General features: G+C 64.6%; 14 protein-coding genes. 6 read left to right on the top strand and 8 right to left on the bottom strand.

Going from position 1 to position 16,317, the window contains the following annotated elements:
• Positions 1–52 precede the first annotated feature (52 nt).
• Positions 53–949: a nucleotidyltransferase family protein gene (locus RL72_RS05290; protein WP_045249777.1), complete on the bottom strand. Its 897-nt coding sequence runs from the start codon at positions 947–949 to the stop codon at positions 53–55.
• Between the two features lie 49 nt (positions 950–998).
• Positions 999–1,805 carry a glycosyltransferase gene (locus RL72_RS05285; RefSeq protein WP_139168339.1) on the bottom strand — a complete coding sequence of 269 codons (807 nt, stop codon included), beginning with the start codon at positions 1,803–1,805 and terminating at the stop codon, positions 999–1,001.
• A gap of 139 nt (positions 1,806–1,944) precedes the next feature.
• Between RL72_RS05285 and RL72_RS05280 the strand changes: the two genes are divergently transcribed.
• From RL72_RS05280 to RL72_RS19430, 3 genes are read left to right on the top strand one after another with little or no spacing between them, the layout of a single operon-like run.
• Positions 1,945–3,081, top strand: a complete 1,137-nt coding sequence (locus tag RL72_RS05280) for a glycosyltransferase (RefSeq protein WP_045249775.1) — start codon at positions 1,945–1,947, stop codon at positions 3,079–3,081.
• On the top strand, positions 3,078–4,436 hold the full coding sequence (locus tag RL72_RS05275) for an O-antigen ligase family protein (protein ID WP_082072099.1): 1,359 nt from the start codon (positions 3,078–3,080) through the stop codon (positions 4,434–4,436). Before RL72_RS05280 ends, RL72_RS05275 begins: the two co-directional genes overlap by 4 nt.
• Positions 4,429–5,649, top strand: coding sequence for a glycosyltransferase (locus tag RL72_RS19430; RefSeq protein WP_169748214.1), 1,221 nt, complete (start codon positions 4,429–4,431; stop codon positions 5,647–5,649). The genes RL72_RS05275 and RL72_RS19430 overlap by 8 nt, the downstream gene beginning before the upstream one ends.
• Positions 5,650–5,814: 165 nt before the next feature.
• Here the strand turns inward: RL72_RS19430 and RL72_RS05265 are convergent, their stop codons facing one another.
• From RL72_RS05265 to RL72_RS05240, 6 genes are read right to left on the bottom strand one after another with little or no spacing between them, the layout of a single operon-like run.
• Positions 5,815–7,083: a lipopolysaccharide biosynthesis protein gene (locus tag RL72_RS05265; protein WP_045249772.1), complete on the bottom strand. Its 1,269-nt coding sequence runs from the start codon at positions 7,081–7,083 to the stop codon at positions 5,815–5,817.
• On the bottom strand, positions 7,076–8,215 hold the full coding sequence (locus tag RL72_RS05260) for a glycosyltransferase family 4 protein (protein WP_169748213.1): 1,140 nt from the start codon (positions 8,213–8,215) through the stop codon (positions 7,076–7,078). Before RL72_RS05260 ends, RL72_RS05265 begins: the two co-directional genes overlap by 8 nt.
• A 32-nt stretch (positions 8,216–8,247) precedes the next feature.
• Positions 8,248–8,910: an acetyltransferase gene (locus RL72_RS05255; protein ID WP_045249807.1), complete on the bottom strand. Its 663-nt coding sequence runs from the start codon at positions 8,908–8,910 to the stop codon at positions 8,248–8,250.
• Positions 8,903–9,523 (bottom strand): sugar transferase, encoded by a 621-nt coding sequence (locus RL72_RS05250; RefSeq protein WP_276553865.1) that lies wholly within the window; start codon positions 9,521–9,523, stop codon positions 8,903–8,905. Before RL72_RS05250 ends, RL72_RS05255 begins: the two co-directional genes overlap by 8 nt.
• 3 nt (positions 9,524–9,526) lie before the next feature.
• Positions 9,527–10,660, bottom strand: a complete 1,134-nt coding sequence (locus RL72_RS05245) for a DegT/DnrJ/EryC1/StrS family aminotransferase (RefSeq protein ID WP_045249769.1) — start codon at positions 10,658–10,660, stop codon at positions 9,527–9,529.
• Positions 10,653–12,545, bottom strand: a complete 1,893-nt coding sequence (locus RL72_RS05240) for a polysaccharide biosynthesis protein (protein WP_248700387.1) — start codon at positions 12,543–12,545, stop codon at positions 10,653–10,655. Before RL72_RS05240 ends, RL72_RS05245 begins: the two co-directional genes overlap by 8 nt.
• Positions 12,546–12,827: 282 nt before the next feature.
• Between RL72_RS05240 and RL72_RS05235 the strand changes: the two genes are divergently transcribed.
• From RL72_RS05235 to galE, 3 genes are all read left to right on the top strand, one after another.
• Positions 12,828–13,115, top strand: coding sequence for a PqqD family protein (locus RL72_RS05235; RefSeq protein WP_045249768.1), 288 nt, complete (start codon positions 12,828–12,830; stop codon positions 13,113–13,115).
• 220 nt (positions 13,116–13,335) lie between these two features.
• Positions 13,336–15,114: a DUF4012 domain-containing protein gene (locus RL72_RS05230; RefSeq protein ID WP_045249767.1), complete on the top strand. Its 1,779-nt coding sequence runs from the start codon at positions 13,336–13,338 to the stop codon at positions 15,112–15,114.
• A gap of 28 nt (positions 15,115–15,142) precedes the next feature.
• A complete protein-coding gene (gene galE / locus RL72_RS05225) occupies positions 15,143–16,159 on the top strand; it encodes a UDP-glucose 4-epimerase GalE (RefSeq protein ID WP_045249766.1) in 1,017 nt (338 codons plus the stop codon).
• The last annotated feature ends 158 nt before the right edge of the window (positions 16,160–16,317 follow it).

Raw genomic sequence — 16,317 nt, 5'->3', positions numbered from 1 at the left:
CTGCACTCTCGTCTCACACCGTCCGACACGCGGCCGCCGATTTTGCGCCGCTCTACCCACGGAAGAAGTATCGCAGCGTCGCCTCCAGCCCGCGACGCCAACGGCGCGCCTGATAGGCCCACAGCTCGCTTCGCGACGGCAGACGCTCAACGTCGTTTCGTGGCACGTCCCGTCGCGAGACCCAGACCGCCTGCAGAATCCATCTAGGCTTCTGACTCCACGGCGCCGTGCGAACACGCTGCCACCACGCAACGCTCGAAGCGTCATCTACGCGCCTCGAGAAGAGCTCCCACTGCTGCCGCTGGGCGGAGTCGGCATCGATGACGACGGGGCCGAGGTCAGCAGCGTTGAAGTAGTCGCGCAATGTCCAGATCGCGCGACCGGCGCGGGCAACCTCGACAAACTCCGCGCGCTCGGCCTCGGTGAATGTCTCGTCCAGCGCCTTCATGACGAGTTCCTGCTCCTCGACGTGCCTCGGCGACCGTCGATCACGTTCGGCGTGAAGCGCCATGATGACGGCGGCGCCTGCTTTCGAAGGCGCCTGCACCGGCACATGAGCGACGCTGATTTCCTGGCGCGAGTCCCAGAGCGCTGAGAACACATCTTCGGGATCCGCGAAGAAGCCCGGAAACATCCAATGAACATCGATGTCGCACGGCCAATCCACATGGATATACGTGACGGAGTGATGGGGTAAGAGAGCGGGCGTCTCGCGACCAACCCGCGTATGCCATCCGTAGCTTTCGAGAGCTGCACAGAACTCCGCGAAGCGGTCGGGCTCGATGAGAACGTCCGCGTCCGCCGAGACACGCGGCGCACGGAGTTCATAATGTTCCGCGACTGGCCCCTTCAGACTCAGAGTCTTGATATCGCGGCTCCGGGCGATCGCCGCTGCCAGCGCATGCGCGAGCAGCGTAGCCGCGCTCATCTGAAGATACCCCGACACCACGGGCCCATCCTAGGGATCAAATTGCCTCAGCTCATACAGCCGAATGCGCTCACGAGCCTTGATGTACACGAGTCCGAATCACCCGGAGCAGCCCGACAGGGAGCAGCCCACTCAGGATCGAAGTTACGATCTTCGCATACTCTCGGGGCCCCGCTCCAAGCGCGGGGTAGTACCGGAGGCGCACGCGGATCTCGTCCCCCCGGTTGCGCAGCACTCGCTTAGAGAAGTCGGCCTTCTCGACGCGGTACGCGATTACGATCTCCGGGACCATGTAGAGCCGGTATCCGCGAAGGAGAAGTTCACACCACAAGGCCAGATCCTCCGAACGACGATAACTCGGGTATCCGCCCACTTCACGCACCGCCGCCGCCCGCATGATCGTCGCGGGATGAATCGGCGTGCGGCCGCGCATCACCAGCTTCGCGGTCAGTTCTCCTGGCCGCCCCAGGAGCAGATCCGCGCCGTCAGAGGACACTTCGCGCGCCCGCCCGGACACGACGGCGAACTCTGGGTGATCGCGCAGCCATCCGTATACCGTCGCGAGATAGCCCGGTTCCGCCACATCGTCCGTGTCCATCCGCGCGATGTACTCGCCTCGCGCATGTTCGAGGCCGAAGTTCAGGGCCTCGACGAAGCCACGATTTTCGCCGTACCCCACGACGCGGATCCGCTCATCCGCGAACTCAGCGGCAATTGAACGCACGTCCGTCGCGGATCCGTCGTCGACGATCAGCAGTTCGAAACGACGCTCCGTCTGATCCAGAATCGCGGCGATCGACTCCCTCAGCCGATCGGCGGGCGTGTTGTACTCCGCCATCAGAACGGTGATCGCGAGAGCGGTTGCGGAGTTCGTCACCGGACCACACTAACTGCGACAGCCGAACGGCCCCTGGAGCCTGCCCGACGACGCGTCTAGGTAGAATCGAGAAAGGCGCCAGTACCCTGGCATCTCGTTCGGAACGCGAACACCGTCTTAGCCAGGATCACGTCACGCCATGAGAATCCTTCACGTCGGCCTCTTTCACAAGCTCGGCAGCGGGCAACGCGCGCAACTTGAATACGAGCGCTCCGCAGCGAGCGGCCTCGAGAACGCCGTGTGGCACACCCATACGCTGACGCCTGACGCCGACCGGACGGACGACGGACCGAAAGTCCCTCGGTGGGCACGACGCTTCCAACTTGCAAAGCTCTTCACCTGGTGTCACATCGTCCGCACTGCCCGGAAGTACGACGCGGTCCTCATGCGAACGATTTCTCCCGACCCGTTCGCTGCATTCATGGCCCCGCTGATCCCCAATCTCTACACGATCCATCACAGCAAGGAACGCGAAGAGCTAGCGCTGCTGACCAGCGGAATTCGTCGGCGAATGACCTTGTTTCTGGAGGGTCGCCTCAAGACGTGGGCTTTCCGGCGGCTTCGCGGCGTCATCGGCGTGACCGAGGAGATCGCGCTTTATGAAAGCCGGCGATTTCCCCACGCTGCCGTCGTCGCGACTTATCCAAACGGCATCGATCTCGGGGGTCTCCCTGTCTCCGACGCGATCCCAGCGACCACGGGTCCAATCCATGCCGTTTTCGTCTCGAGCGTGTTCTACTCCTGGCAAGGCCTCGATCGACTACTCTCGGCTCTTGCAGAGTCCGCCCCTCACATCCAGAACTCTCTCGTTGTCCATCTTGTGGGGCGCCTTGAGGACGAACAACTCCCTTTGGCCGAGCAGCTCGCCGCAAGAGGCGTGGTGAAGCTGCATGGAGAACTGACCCCCGACCAGATGTCGCCCGTGCTCGCGGGAGCCCAAGTCGCGATTGCTTCGCTCGCCCTCGATCGCAAGGATCTCCTCCAGGCATCGACACTCAAGGTCAGGGAGTATCTCGCGGCCGGCCTGCCTGTCTATTCAACGCATGAAGATTCTGGACTCCCGTCGCATTTTGAGTACTATTTCTGCGATGGGAAGGGAGTCAGCATCGAGCGCATCGTCGCGTTCCACGACGGGCTCGTCGATCGGGCGCGGTCCTCTGTGCGCGAAGCCGCAAGGCCCTATATCGATAAGCAGGCGATCATGAAACGACTGATCGAACAGCTGCGCACGCCGACCGCACACGAAAGCGCGTTGCTGCGGGCGCGTCGATCATGACCTCCATCAATTCCGGTTCACGCGTCATCCAGGATGCGGCACCGGCAACAGGCGCGAAGCCCTTGAGCCGGATCGGGCAGCTCCTCGTCGCCGGGCTGATCCCCGTCGCGGCACTCAACCCCGTGTTGCCCCACGTTGGCCCCGTATCATCGTTCACCGCGTACGCAATCATCTTCTTCGTCTATGCGATCGGGCACATACACAAACGCCCTCCGAGCCGTCTGCGGCTCTTGATTGCACTGTTCTCGATTGTCGTCCTTGGCATCGCGCTCGTCACGCTAGCAAATCGATTCGGCGCCTTGTACGCCTCCGCGGAAGCTGTCGTAGTGGCAGGCGGCCTCTTCATCACCCTCGGGCTGATCTCGCTGCCCAGTACGCGCAATACCATCAAGTCGCTGCTCCTCGGCTGGTTGCTCGCATCCATCATCACAACTGTTCTGGCAATCGTCGAACTGCTCACCGGGCATCATTTCGGACCGAGTTACCTGGATGCGAACCCCGGCGCGTCAAAGACGGGCGTCGTCGTGGTGTTCTTCAATCCGAACAACTACGCCGCCTTCCTCACCCTGACAATCCCCCTCCTCATCGCGGGCGCACGGTTGACGAGTCGAGTCTGGGTACGAAGGGCGTACTACTTGGCCGCCTTCGCCTCCGTGCCGATCATGTTTCTCACGAGCAGCCGGTTCGGTCTCGCCGCTCTTGTCCTCGGCGCCGCGGTATGGGTGATACTCCGTGTCCGTTCCCGCGTCGCGCAAGCAGCTATTCTGGTGTTCGCGCTGATCGGCGTTATTGCCGTGCTGGTGATGTTCCAAGGCCGTACCGCAGGCGACATCTCCGCCGGCATTTCAAGGGACTCGTACGAGATCACCATCGGCGGGATCAAGATTCCGTCCGACAGCTCTCTCCTCGCTCGCTGGAACCTTGCGCTCAACGGTCTCGACATGATCGCCGAGAACCCTTTCGGCTCTGGACCCGGGGGCTATGAGCTGTCCGCCCTGAGCACGGGGACATCGAGGATGACATTCGGGATGGTTAATCCGCATAACGGTGCGATCGAGTTCGCGACACAGTATGGCGTATTCCTCGGTATCATTGCCGCCCTGATCACAGTCACTTTGCTGGCGACCGCTCTGCGTGCGAACTCGGTCGCGTCCAGGAGGTCACCGGACCGCGCTCTGGCGGCAGCGACCGTGGCGGTGATCTGGACACTTCCTCTCCTTTTCGGAATGCACAGCACGTTCGTCGATGTCCCGCACGAGTGGCTGGGCTTCGCTACCTTCGCGACGATCGGGGTCTACCTCACCCAGTACCGAGGCGCTCCAAGAACTCCCGATGCGATCGCCGACGATGTCTGAGGCCGCCGGGCGGCTGCTTCTCCTGACGCACCAGTATCCGTACGATGCCGGGGATGCTGCATTCGTGCGCAACGAGATCGAAGCACTCGCGTCAGCTTTCGATAAAGTCCTTGTCGTCTCCCTGACTGCTCCGGCCGTGGCACGACTGGCGCTGCCAAGGAACGTGCGCTACCTCGGCGCGGTGGGAACCATCACTCCGGCCCGCGCGGCGCGTGGCCTCAGGCATCCACGACGCGCAGCGCGGGCACTACGGGTCTTTCTTGGGGAAGGCGCGAGGTCGTTGACCCAGATGCGCAGTGATGTGATCGCTTCGCTGTGCGGCGCATGGTTTGCCTCTCATCCTGCGATCAATCAGGCATTGGCGTCCGCGCAGCCTCTTACCGTCTACAGCTTCTGGGGTGTCGACATCGCCTACGTGCTCCCCTGGTTGCGCCCGCGAGCACGCCGGATAGCCGTCCGCGTGCATCGCTACGATCTCGACGAGCGTACCGCGGGCTACCGACCGTTGAGACGCGCAGTTCTCGGTGCGGCAGATGTCGTGCTGACCATTGCGGAGAGCGGCCGCGACTACCTTCGCGACCGAGCACCATACATTGCCCCTGGGCGGATCGTGATCCGTCGCCTCGGCATTCCGAGTCAGCCCGAGGTAGAACCTCGAACGCAACCCGCCGACGCGATACAGCTCGTCAGCTGTTCGTCCGTTATCGCACTCAAGCGTGTCGATCGCATCCTTGACACCGCCGCCGAGCTCGCGCGAGCCGGCGAGCGTGTTTCCTGGACGCATTTCGGAGACGGTCCTCTCTTTGAAGCGCTCCGGGCGAAAGCTGTTGCACTGACCTCAGAGATTCCTTCTTTGTCCGTCGAACTACGCGGACGCGTCCCCGCGGCCCAGGTGCTCGAGCACCATCGCGTCAACCACCCAGCGGTCTTCATCAATCTGAGCACTATCGAGGGAATCCCAGTGAGTGCGATGGAAGCGGCCTGCTTCGGCATCCCGATCGTCGCGACCGACGTGGGCTCGACGTACGAACTCGTCGGCGAAGCCCTCGGTTCAGGAATTCTCGTGAATCCCGATGATGACATCGAAACCGTCGTGTCCGCCGTGCGAACAATCCTTGCTGAGCCGACTCGCTTCGACTCGAAGCGGGTGTGGGCGGAACGTTTTGACGCCGCCATAAATTCGACCGCGGCCGCCACGAGCGTAAAAGGGTGATCTTGTCCGACAGCGCCCTCGGTCAACTCCGGCTCGGAGCCGTCACGCTTCTGTCTCTGCGACTCTGATCTAGAGACTGCGGTGCACGCATCGACCGGATCGCGCCCGCCACGCTGCGCCATTGTCGGGTACGACGAGCACCAGTCCGCGTGGGTCTACGAGCGATCAGTCAGAGCCGAGGCGATGGCTGTCGAAGCGCGCAGCGACTCGGTGAGCGAGCACGATCAGAAAGGCCAGCAGGAGCGTCATTGCAGCGCTCGTCAACCACACCGCTCGCACGAGGTCTGCACCCGCGAGCAAGAGGATTGTCAGGGGTACCACGAGATACACGATTGCGAAGATCAGCATCGTGCCCTGGCGTTCCGCAACGATGAAGACCGTCGACAGCGGCGCAGTTGCCACGTTCAAATAGAGCCAGGGCGTCAGCGCTTGGACCACGAGTCCTGCTTCTGCCCATTGGGCACCAAGAAACCAGGGGACGACGATCGGAGCAACAAGACCGAGTGTCAAGAATGGGAGGAACCCGAGAAGCAACGCCCGAAGTGTGACGCTCCGCACGAGAGTCTTGAGCGTCCCCGGCGTGGCAACCGCCATCCGTTGGTAGTACACCTGCGAGATCGCGCTCGCGATCAGAGCCATAGGCGCCTGGGCGAGCTTCCAAGCCATCGAGAACTGCCCCAGTGCGTGCAGCGATCGACCCCCGATGATCATGTTGATCCCGTTGAGTCGCAATGAGTCCACCAGCGCGTTGGGGGCATTGAGGAGCGGCATCTTTCTGTATCGCACCATGAGTGACCACCAACTGCGTCGATCACGGACCGGTGCTGTCTTGCGAGCATCGTCCATTGCGATGAGGACACCGACACCGAAGACTTGCCCCACCAGGTAGCCTGCAATGAGCCATTCGCCCGTCGGCGCCAAGAGCCATCCCAGGCCTGCCTGGGTCGCCGCCGTGATCAGCGCTTGCACAATGCGCGACAGGCTTTGCGCGCGATAGCGCCTCTTCCGCGTCAGCCAGAAGTACAGAATCGATGTCTCCCCGGCCAGGAAGACGCTCACTCCGATCAGGAGCACCCACCAGTGTCGATCGGTCGGACGAGATAACCAGAACACCGCAATCGTCGTGATAACCGTGAGCGCCGAGATAAGGCTCACCAGCCCCGTTGAAAGCTGCCGTAGCCGATGAGCGTCTTCGTCGTTCCCCGGAAGAACGATGGCGTAGTCGTAACGCAAGGCGGAGACCATACTGACCACAGCACTCACGGAAAGGAAGACCGCAAGGACGCCGAAAGCCGCGGGGCCGTAAATCCGGCTGAGGAGGGGCATCGTAACGATGCCGATGACTTGCGAGGCCACCGTTCCTGTGAGCAGCGTCGCGATGCTCCGCAGGGCCGAGCGTCCTTCCCGTCGAGCCGGAACGTCTGTGTCAACCATGCGGATCATTCCGATGTCGGGCTTGTCCAAGCTGCACGTGAAGATGCTCTTCCAACGCTGACCAGACGACACCGGGCGCGTATGCTTCCACGGCGCGTCTCCGCGCTGCGATTCCCATCGCTCTGGCTCGATTCCGATCCGCAATAACAGTTCGGAGAGCGTCCGCGACGCCCAAAACGTCCCCGACAGGCACCATCAACCCAGTGACATCTGGCACGACTGCGTCGACGCACCCCGTGGCATCCGACACGATCGCAGGTACCTCCATCGCGGCAGCCTCGAGCACCACATTGGGAAAACCCTCGCGCCGGCTCATAAGAACAAGGACATCGAACTCCGCAAGGTACGGGCGGACGTCGTCCGCGTCGCCTGCCCGATGCACGGGGAGCCGCCCCTGCTCTCCTTGGATTTGAAGACCTTCGTCGCCGCCCACGAGGAGCACGCGCATCTCCGTTCCCTCGTCATGAACCAGGCTCGCCGCTTCGAGAAGGGTTTCAATTCCTTTGTCAGGATGCAACCGACCGATGAAGCCGATCGTCGCCCCTGCGTTCCGTTCCAGGAACCGGGCTGTGTCCGCATCCAACTCCGGGCGAGGCGCATCGGGCGAGAAGTGTTCCGAATCGACTCCATGAGATGAGCCGGACGCAGGCACACAGATGCGACCGGTGCGTGCGATGCGCAGTTTGACGGCCCGCGCGGCGAGGCTCTCGCTGTTGGCGACGATCGCCGTCGAATTCGAAGCGATCAGCCGCTCGAGTCCCTGGAAAACCCGGCGCGAAACACCCGTCGAGGTCTCGAAACGGATGCCCCAGAGCTCATAGACCCGCACGGGAATGCGCAGGAAGCGCGACGCAATCGAAGCGAGCAAGCTCGCTTTGGGAGTGGCGTAGATGACGGCGTCGGGGCGGACCTTCCGCATCAGCGCGATCATCCGTGCCAGGCTTCGTGCGTCGTGCACCGGGGACGGATCCCTCCTCATCGGCAGGGAGTAGGACAAGACCCCTCGCTGGGCAAGAGCGTCGCTGATCTCGCTTACGTCGTCGGCCACCAACGTGACGTCATAGTTGGACGCGGCGAGAAACTCGGCGTACCCCCGCATGAAGAGTCGAGCTGTCACCGCAGCCGTGACCACGATCATTACCCTCGGACGCGGCGCTGTGCTCGTCACCAGCGGTTCTCCATCTCACGGGCGGGGACGCCGATGACGACGACTTTCGGATCCACGTCCTTGGTCACGCACGCTGCGGCGCCGACGACGGCACTCTCCCCGATGGTGAGCCCTTGAAGCACGGTCGCCCCTGCCCCAACAAGTGCTGCTCGCCCGACGGCGACCTCGCCCGAGATGACGGCGCCTGGATTGATGGAGACGAAGTCGTCGAGCACCGTGTCATGTCCGATGACCGCGGCGGGATTCAGGTGCGTATGCCGTCCGACGCGGACATTCGTCGAGATCTGAACGCCACCGCACACCACGGATCCTGCCGAAATCACCACGCGCGTCCCGACAACGGCAGAAGGATGCACAACCGTCGCCGGGCGAGCCCCCCACGCTTCGACCTTTTCCGCGATCCGTGCCCGCACCGCGGTCGATCCGATTCCGATCACGTAATGAGTGCCTTCGAACAACTCGCGGTTCGCCTCGATCCCTCCGAGCAGACGAATCTCACGGTCCCGAAGGCGCTCAATCTGAATCTCAGCAGGCCCGTCGTCCACCACCCCGAGGATGTCCCATGTCGGGTCTCGGGTGAGCGCGTTGATCGCCGCGATCACATCGAGCGTCTCTCGCCCGAAACCGCCCGCGCCGATGACAATGATGCCGTCAGCCATCGCCCTCACCGAACTTCGTCATCGTCGCCTGCCCCTCCGCCGAGATCCCCTCCCGCGCCACCACCGAACGGATCGTCGCGATGATGATGCGCGCGTCGAGTTTAAGGCTCCGGTTGTCCACGTACTCGACGTCGAGGGCGAACTTGTCCTCCCAGCTGAGCGCGTTGCGGCCGCTCACCTGCGCAAGTCCGGTGATGCCCGGACGCACCTCATGCCTCCGCGCCTGCACCGGGGTGTACTTGGGGAGGTACTCGACGAGCAGTGGCCGGGGCCCGACCACGCTCATGTCGCCTCGCAGCACATTCCACAACGACGGCAGCTCATCCAGGCTGGTGGAGCGCAGCTTGCGTCCAAAAGGAGTGAGCCGATCCGCATCGCTGATGAGCCCGCTCGCCTCGTCGACGTCACGCATCGAACGGAACTTCCGCAGCAGGAAGATCCGTCCGTCGCGGCCCGGCCGTGGTTGGACGAAGATGACCGGGCGGCCGAGGCGCATCGCAACCAGCATCGCGACCGCGAGCATCACGGGCGAGAGCACGACCAGCGCGACCACGGCGGCAGCCATGTCCAGGAGCCGCTTGAGCACGTCATAGGGCCGAGTACGACCAGCCACGGTTCAGCGACCGCCGAGGAAGTCGCTGATGCGGCCCGAAACACGCGCGCGATGCTCGGCCGTCAGCGCCGACCCGCTCGGGAGCGTCAGGCCGGTTTCGAAGAGCGTCTGAGATGCGCCGTTGATGACCCCGTGATAGCCCGCGAACACCGGCTGCTTGTGCATCGGCTTCCACAGCGGACGACTCTCGATGTCGTCTGTCGCGAGGAACGCAGCGAGCTCGGTCGGCGCCCATCCGGTTCGCTGCTCATCGACCAGAATCGACGTCAGCCACACGTTGTCGTTCTCGTCGCCTTCGGCACCGAAGACCTCGACGCCGTCCACGTCGCGGAACAGCTCCTTGTAGAGCTCACGCATCTCACGGCGGCGCGCGATCATCTCGTCGAGCCGGCTCAGCTGCGCGCGGCCGAGCGCAGCGAGAAGGTTGCTCATGCGGTAGTTGTAGCCAATGTCGATGTGCTCGTAATGCACGACCGGCTGACGCGCCTGAGTGGCCAGATAGCGCACGTGCTGAGCGAAGTCGGCGTCATCGGTGAGGAGCATCCCACCGCCCGACGTGGTCATGATCTTGTTCCCGTTGAACGAGACGGCCGAGGCACGACCGAAGCTCCCCGCGGCGCGGCCCTCGTGCGAGGCTCCGAGCGACTCCGCGGCGTCGGCGAGCACAGGCACCCCGAAATCCTCAGCGAGAGCCAAGATCGAGGTGTAGTCGACGGCCTTGCCGAGAAGATCCACCGGCACGATCGCGGCGACGTGCGCACCCTCCCGGCGCAGCAGTGTCAACGCCTCGCGCAGGAGCTCTGGATCCATGTTCCCGGTGACGGGATCCGCGTCGACGAAGAAGGGCTCGGCGCCGGTGTAGACGATCGCGTTGGTGGTGGCCGCGAACGTCATCGTCGACGTCACGACGACGTCTCCGGGCTTGACTCCGAGAGTCAGCAGCCCCAGATGAAGGGCCGCCGTGCCCGAGCTCAGTGCGACGCCGTGCGCCACGCCGACACGGTCGGCAAGCTCCCGCTCGAACGCATCGACGTCGGGCCCCAATGGCGCGATCCATCCGGATCGCATCGCTGCGACGAGCGCCTCCTCCTCCCGCGCCGTGACGTCCGGCGAGGACATGTAGATGCGCTCAGTCATTCGAACCGCTGCCCGGTGCGGCGTTCACGCCGGTCACGAGCTGATCCACCACGATCCGGTCGACCACTGCCGTGTCATTGTTCCGTGGCACTGCGTTCATCCGAGCCTCCCAGCCCGCCTTGTCCAGGCGCTCAGGACTGATCGTATCGGCGTGGGCGTGAGAGATCTTCGGGTGGAACGGCCGTTCGAGGTTCTCCCGTGCGCCGACGAGCTCCTCGTGCAGCTTCTCGCCGTGGCGCAGGCCGGTGAACACGATCTCGATCTCCTTGCCCGACATCGCGATCATGCGTTTGGCGACCTCAAGGATCGAGACAGGTTCGCCCATGTCGAGGATCAGCACCTCGCCGGCGCGTCCGATACCACCGGCCTGGATGACCAGCTGGCACGCCTCAGGGATGGTCATGAAGTAGCGAGTGGCGTCGGGATGCGTGACGGTGATCGGCTTGTCCTCAGCGATCAGACGCTGAAAGGTCGGCAGCATGGAACCGCGGCTGCCGATCACGTTGCCGAAGCGCACAGAGAGGTACTGCGTACCGGTCTGCTCACCGGCCCAGGCGGTGAGCTTCTCGGCGACGCGCTTGGAGTGCCCGAGCACGCTTGTGGGGTTCGCCGCTTTGTCGGTCGAGATGTTGACGAAATGGGTCACGCCCACGCGGCGCGCAGCCTGCAGCACGTTCAGCGTCCCGATGACGTTCGTCTTCCACGCCTCGTCCGGATACTGCTCGAGCATCGGCAGGTGCTTCAGCGCGGCGGCGTGGAACACGACCTCCGGACGCCGCTCGTCGAAGATGGCGTTCAGCACGGAGACGTCGCGGATGTCGGCGAGCACGACGTCCTTCGAGTCCAACAGCCCGTTGCCCGCCGTGCCCAGCTGGGCGCCCTGCAGCCCGGTCTCGTCGCGGTCGAGCATGATGAGCTCACTGGGGCCGAACTTCGCGAGCTGGCGGCACAGTTCGGATCCGATCGACCCACCGGCCCCCGTGACGAGCACGCGCTTGCCTGTGACGTACCCCGCGATGAGCTCGACGTTGGTGTCGACGGGGTGCCTACCGATGAGGTCTTCGATCTCGATGTCGCGGACGTCGACCGTGGTGCGGCCTTCGAGCATGTAGTCGGTGACCGTGGGGGTGACCGACACGGACATCCCGGCAGCGTCCGCGGCATCACTCAGTTCACGCAGCAGCACGCTGTCGGCGTTGCCCAGCGCGATCACCAGTCGCGTCGCCCCCGTCCGCGCCGCGATCTCCGCGAGCTGGCTCCGGCGTCCCAGCACGGGCACGCCGCGGAGCCGCAGGTTCTTCTTCGCCGGGTCGTCATCGATCAATCCGACCGGCAGAATCGGCGACCCCGGGTCCGTCGTGATGCTGTGGAGAAGGCGATCGCCGAGGTACCCCGCTCCCACCACGAGCGCACGCTCGGCATTCTCCCCCGGCTTGCGGGAGCGCTCGACGACGAGGCGAGCGACGTAGCGAACGCCGAACATCGTCAGCAGCACGAAGGGTCCTGCCAGCAGAACGGTGGCGCGCGGGACACCGATCTGGTTGCCCGAGGGGATGACGAACGCGGAGAGGATCAGCGTGATGCCTCCCGCAACCAGCGACAACGTCCAGACTTCGCTGAACGAGCCGTACGAATAGCGGCCTCGGTAGAGCGCGAGCACATAGCCGACGATCAACTGCAGCAGCGCCGCGATCAACCCCAGGCAGAACGTCGCGATCCAGCCGGACAGCGGCAACTTGAAATCGACGCGCAGGCCTACCGCGAGGACGGTGCCGAAAACCCAGGCGAAGGCATCGAGCGCGGCCACCCAGCCGCGCCGCCGATGGCCGGCACCGGCGCTCTGAGCCCCCTGAATGACGTTCTCGCCCCGATCACCGCTCTGCACAGCGACATCCCCCCAAACTCTCAACTGACGGCGAAGGCGCCGCGATGCCCGTGAACAGCAATTTCCCGATCAGGCACGAATAGCTGGGATCCTTGCCCGCTCCCCCTGTGCCTCCAGGATCCCATATCTGTGAGAAAGCCGAGTGACAATGTCCGGAAAGTGACGCAATACGCATGCTTCGCACTCGCATTTCGCGCGTTTAGGTCGCATCGCACGAGCGACCGCCCCAACTGGGCTGCGGCAGCGCAGCGTCGCGCTCACGGCCTTCGATAGGCTGACGAGGTGGGTGGGGACCAGAGCGGGCCGTGGCGTATCGCCGATGCGGTCGCGTGGACGACGAGCGGCAATGAGGTCGTGGCCCTCGAACTCGAGTCGCCGACCTCTCATCCGATGACTCTTCAGGGCACCGCCGCGTACGTGTGGGAGGAGATCGACGCAAACGGCCCGCTCTCCTCGGCGGAGCTGATCACGAACGTCGCCGCTGCCTACGAGGTGAGCGAGGACGCCATCCGGGACGACATCCTCGCCCTTCTCGACGGTCTCCTCGCCCAGCATCTAATCGCACACTGATCGCTTGTGCACGGCGGATCGGCCGTGCCCGAATCGACACCGTTCGACCATGGTCAGGGGCCCGGGGGATCTCTAGAATCGCTTCGTGCCTTCCCGACACGAAGATCGTGGGGAGCGCCCGACCCGCGATGGAATCTCACCCGACTCGGACGATTCCTTCGAGCGCCTGCTGGCCACGCCTCAGACACCGGTCGGCAAGACGCACAGGAGGCGTCGCCCCGTGCTGAAGAGCCCCTGGTTCTGGGTTCCGATCTCGCTGCTGGTCGTCCTGATCGTGATCGGCGTCGTGGGCGCTCTCACCGCGAAGCGCCTGTACGACCAGGCGATGATCGCGAGGAACGACCTGGAGCAGGCCATCCCGCTCGTCGACCAGGTACAGCAGAGCATGCTCGCCGGCGATCCGGCAGGAGCCAAGAAGACGATCGCCAAGATCTCCGCCCTGACGGACGACGCCGCCAAGAAGACGAGCACAGGCCTGTGGCGCAATTCGGAGTGGGTCCCCGTCGCAGGTCCCAACCTCAAGGCCGTGCGCATCACGGCCGACTCCGTCAACGGACTCGTGCATGACGCGCTCCTGCCGCTGACCGGCCTCGACCTGAAGGCGCTCCTGCCGAAGGACGGCGGCATCGACGTCGCGAACCTCAAGACCCTGGCCGACGACATCGACACCGCCAACACCCGCATGGAGCTGGTGCAGAAGAACGTCAAGAGCATCGACCGATCCGCCCTGGTCCCGCAGGTCGCCGCCGGGCTCGCCAAGCTCGACGACGCGATCGCGAAGATCGAGCCCGTCCTCACCCCCGTGCACAACGCCCTGACGATCCTGCCGAACGCCCTCGGTGCCGACGGCCCGCAACACTACCTCCTCATCTTCCAGAACAACGCCGAGTCGCGCGGCACCGGCGGCAATCCGGCGGCCATCGCGATGCTCACGGCCGTGAACGGCAAGATCTCTATGACGCAGCAGGCCAATTCCACGGACTTCGCCAACGGGCGGCCGGAGCCCGTGATGGCGCTCGATCCCGAGACCGAGGCCCTGTACGGCGACAAGATCGGCCGCTACATCCAGGACTCGACTCTCTCCCCCGACTTCAGCGAGACGGCGCAGATCGTGCGCGCGTGGTGGTCCGAGACCTACGGCACCCCGGTCGATGCCGTCGCCTCGATCGATCCGGTGGCCCTCGGCTATCTGCTCCACGCGATCGGGCCTGTGACGATGCCGGCACCGTTCGACGAGACGCTCAATGCCAACAACGCGGTGGCCTTGCTGCTGAACGGCGTCTACGCGAAGTACCCGGATCCCCACGTGCAGGATGAGTTCTTCGCCGATGCTGCCAAGAGCGTGTTCGATGCGCTTCTGACCACGCACGCCGACCCGAAGGCGCTCCTGACCGCCCTGACGCAGGCCTCGAACGAGGGCCGCCTGATGTACTCGCCCAGCGACGAAGCCCAGGCGAAGATGCTGGCCGGCACCCCCGTCGGCGGCAACATGCCGGCGGACAACGCCAAGACCACGGACCTCGGCGTCTACATCGACGACCTCACCGCGAGCAAGCTCGACTACTACATGCAGATGAGCATCGCCGCTTCGGGCACGCAGTGCCAGAAGCCCGATGCCCCGACGTTCTCGAGCACCGTCACGCTGCAGAACACGCTCGATCCGGCCGCGGTCCCGGGCCTTCCGGTCTACGTCGACCCGGGGCTCTTCTTCCCCAAGGGCCATGCCTCCACTGATGTATATCTGTACGGACCGGTGGGATCCACGCTCACCGGTGTGACGGTCGACGGTCAGCCCGTGGCTGCATCGGGGCTGCCGCATCTCGGCCGCACGGTGGCGAAGCTCAACGTGCTCATGGCACCCGGCCAGACGACGACCATCGTGGCGAGCTTCAGCGCACCATCCGGCGCCTACGGGCCGCTCGAAGTGCGCCACACTCCGATGGTGAAAGCCACCCCCGTCACGATCGACGCCCCCGGCTGCACGCCCGCGAAGAAGTAGCAGGCAGCTCGCCGCCTAGGATTGCGGCATGCGTGTTCTCGTCACCGGCGGTGCCGGCTTCATCGGCTCCCACACGGTCGTGGCTCTGCTCGAACACGGGCACCACGTCACGATCGTGGACAACCACGAGAACTCCTCCCCCGAGGTGATCAACCGCATCGAGCGAATCGCCGGCATCCGTCCCGAGATGATCGAGGTCGATCTGCTGGACGACGAGGCGTTCGATGCCGCCTTCGCTACGGCCGCCCCCGATGCGGTGATCCACTTCGCCGGGCTGAAGGCCGTCGGCGAGAGCGTGGCCGACCCGCTGCGTTACTACGCGCACAACCTGGGCAGTACATTCTCGCTTCTCCGGACGATGAAGCGTCATGGCGTCCGCAACCTCGTCTTCTCCTCATCGGCCACGGTCTACGGCGACCAGCAGGATCCGCCGTATCGCGAGGACGCCGGCCGCCTCGACGCCACGAACCCGTATGGCATGACCAAGGTGATGCTCGAGCGCATCCTCAGAGATGTCGCGGCTTCGGAGGATGACTGGCACATCGGACTGCTTCGCTATTTCAACCCGATCGGCGCACACCCCAGCGGTCTGATCGGGGAGGACCCGAACGGGATCCCGAACAACCTGGCGCCGTACATCCTGCAGGTCGCTGTCGGTCGCCTGCCCGAGGTGAACATCTTCGGCGACGACTACCCCACCGCCGACGGCACGGGGGAACGCGACTACATCCACGTGGTCGACCTGGCGGAAGGACACGTGGCAGCGCTCGAGAAGCTCTCGACCGTCGCCGGCGCACGCGCCTGGAACCTGGGCACGGGAGCGGGCACGTCGGTCAAGCAGATGATCGCAGCGTTCGAGGCGGCGTCTGGGAATCCGATCCCGACGGTCATCCGACCGCGTCGCGCCGGCGATCTGCCACGGAGCTGGGCGGACACGTCGCGCGCCCAGGAGGAGCTCGGCTGGACCGCCTCCCGCGGCATCGCGGAGATGGCGCGCGACGGGTGGCGCTGGCAGTCGTCGAACCCGAGGGGTTTCGCAGAGTAGCCGCGCAGGACCAGACTCGCAGCTCCGCTCTCCGACGGAGTCCGACTCGAGCGGTTCCGGCGGCGGCACGGGTGACACGGGCACGGGCCCGTCGTCACCGGCGGCGGCGCCACGACCGCGCCGACGCAACCGCCGCCGGTGACGACGGAGCCCCCGCC

It is taken from the genome of Microbacterium azadirachtae, assembly GCF_000956545.1.
GTDB classification, from domain to species: Bacteria; Actinomycetota; Actinomycetes; order Actinomycetales; family Microbacteriaceae; genus Microbacterium; species Microbacterium azadirachtae.
This window is presented reverse-complemented; position numbering and strand designations above follow the sequence as displayed.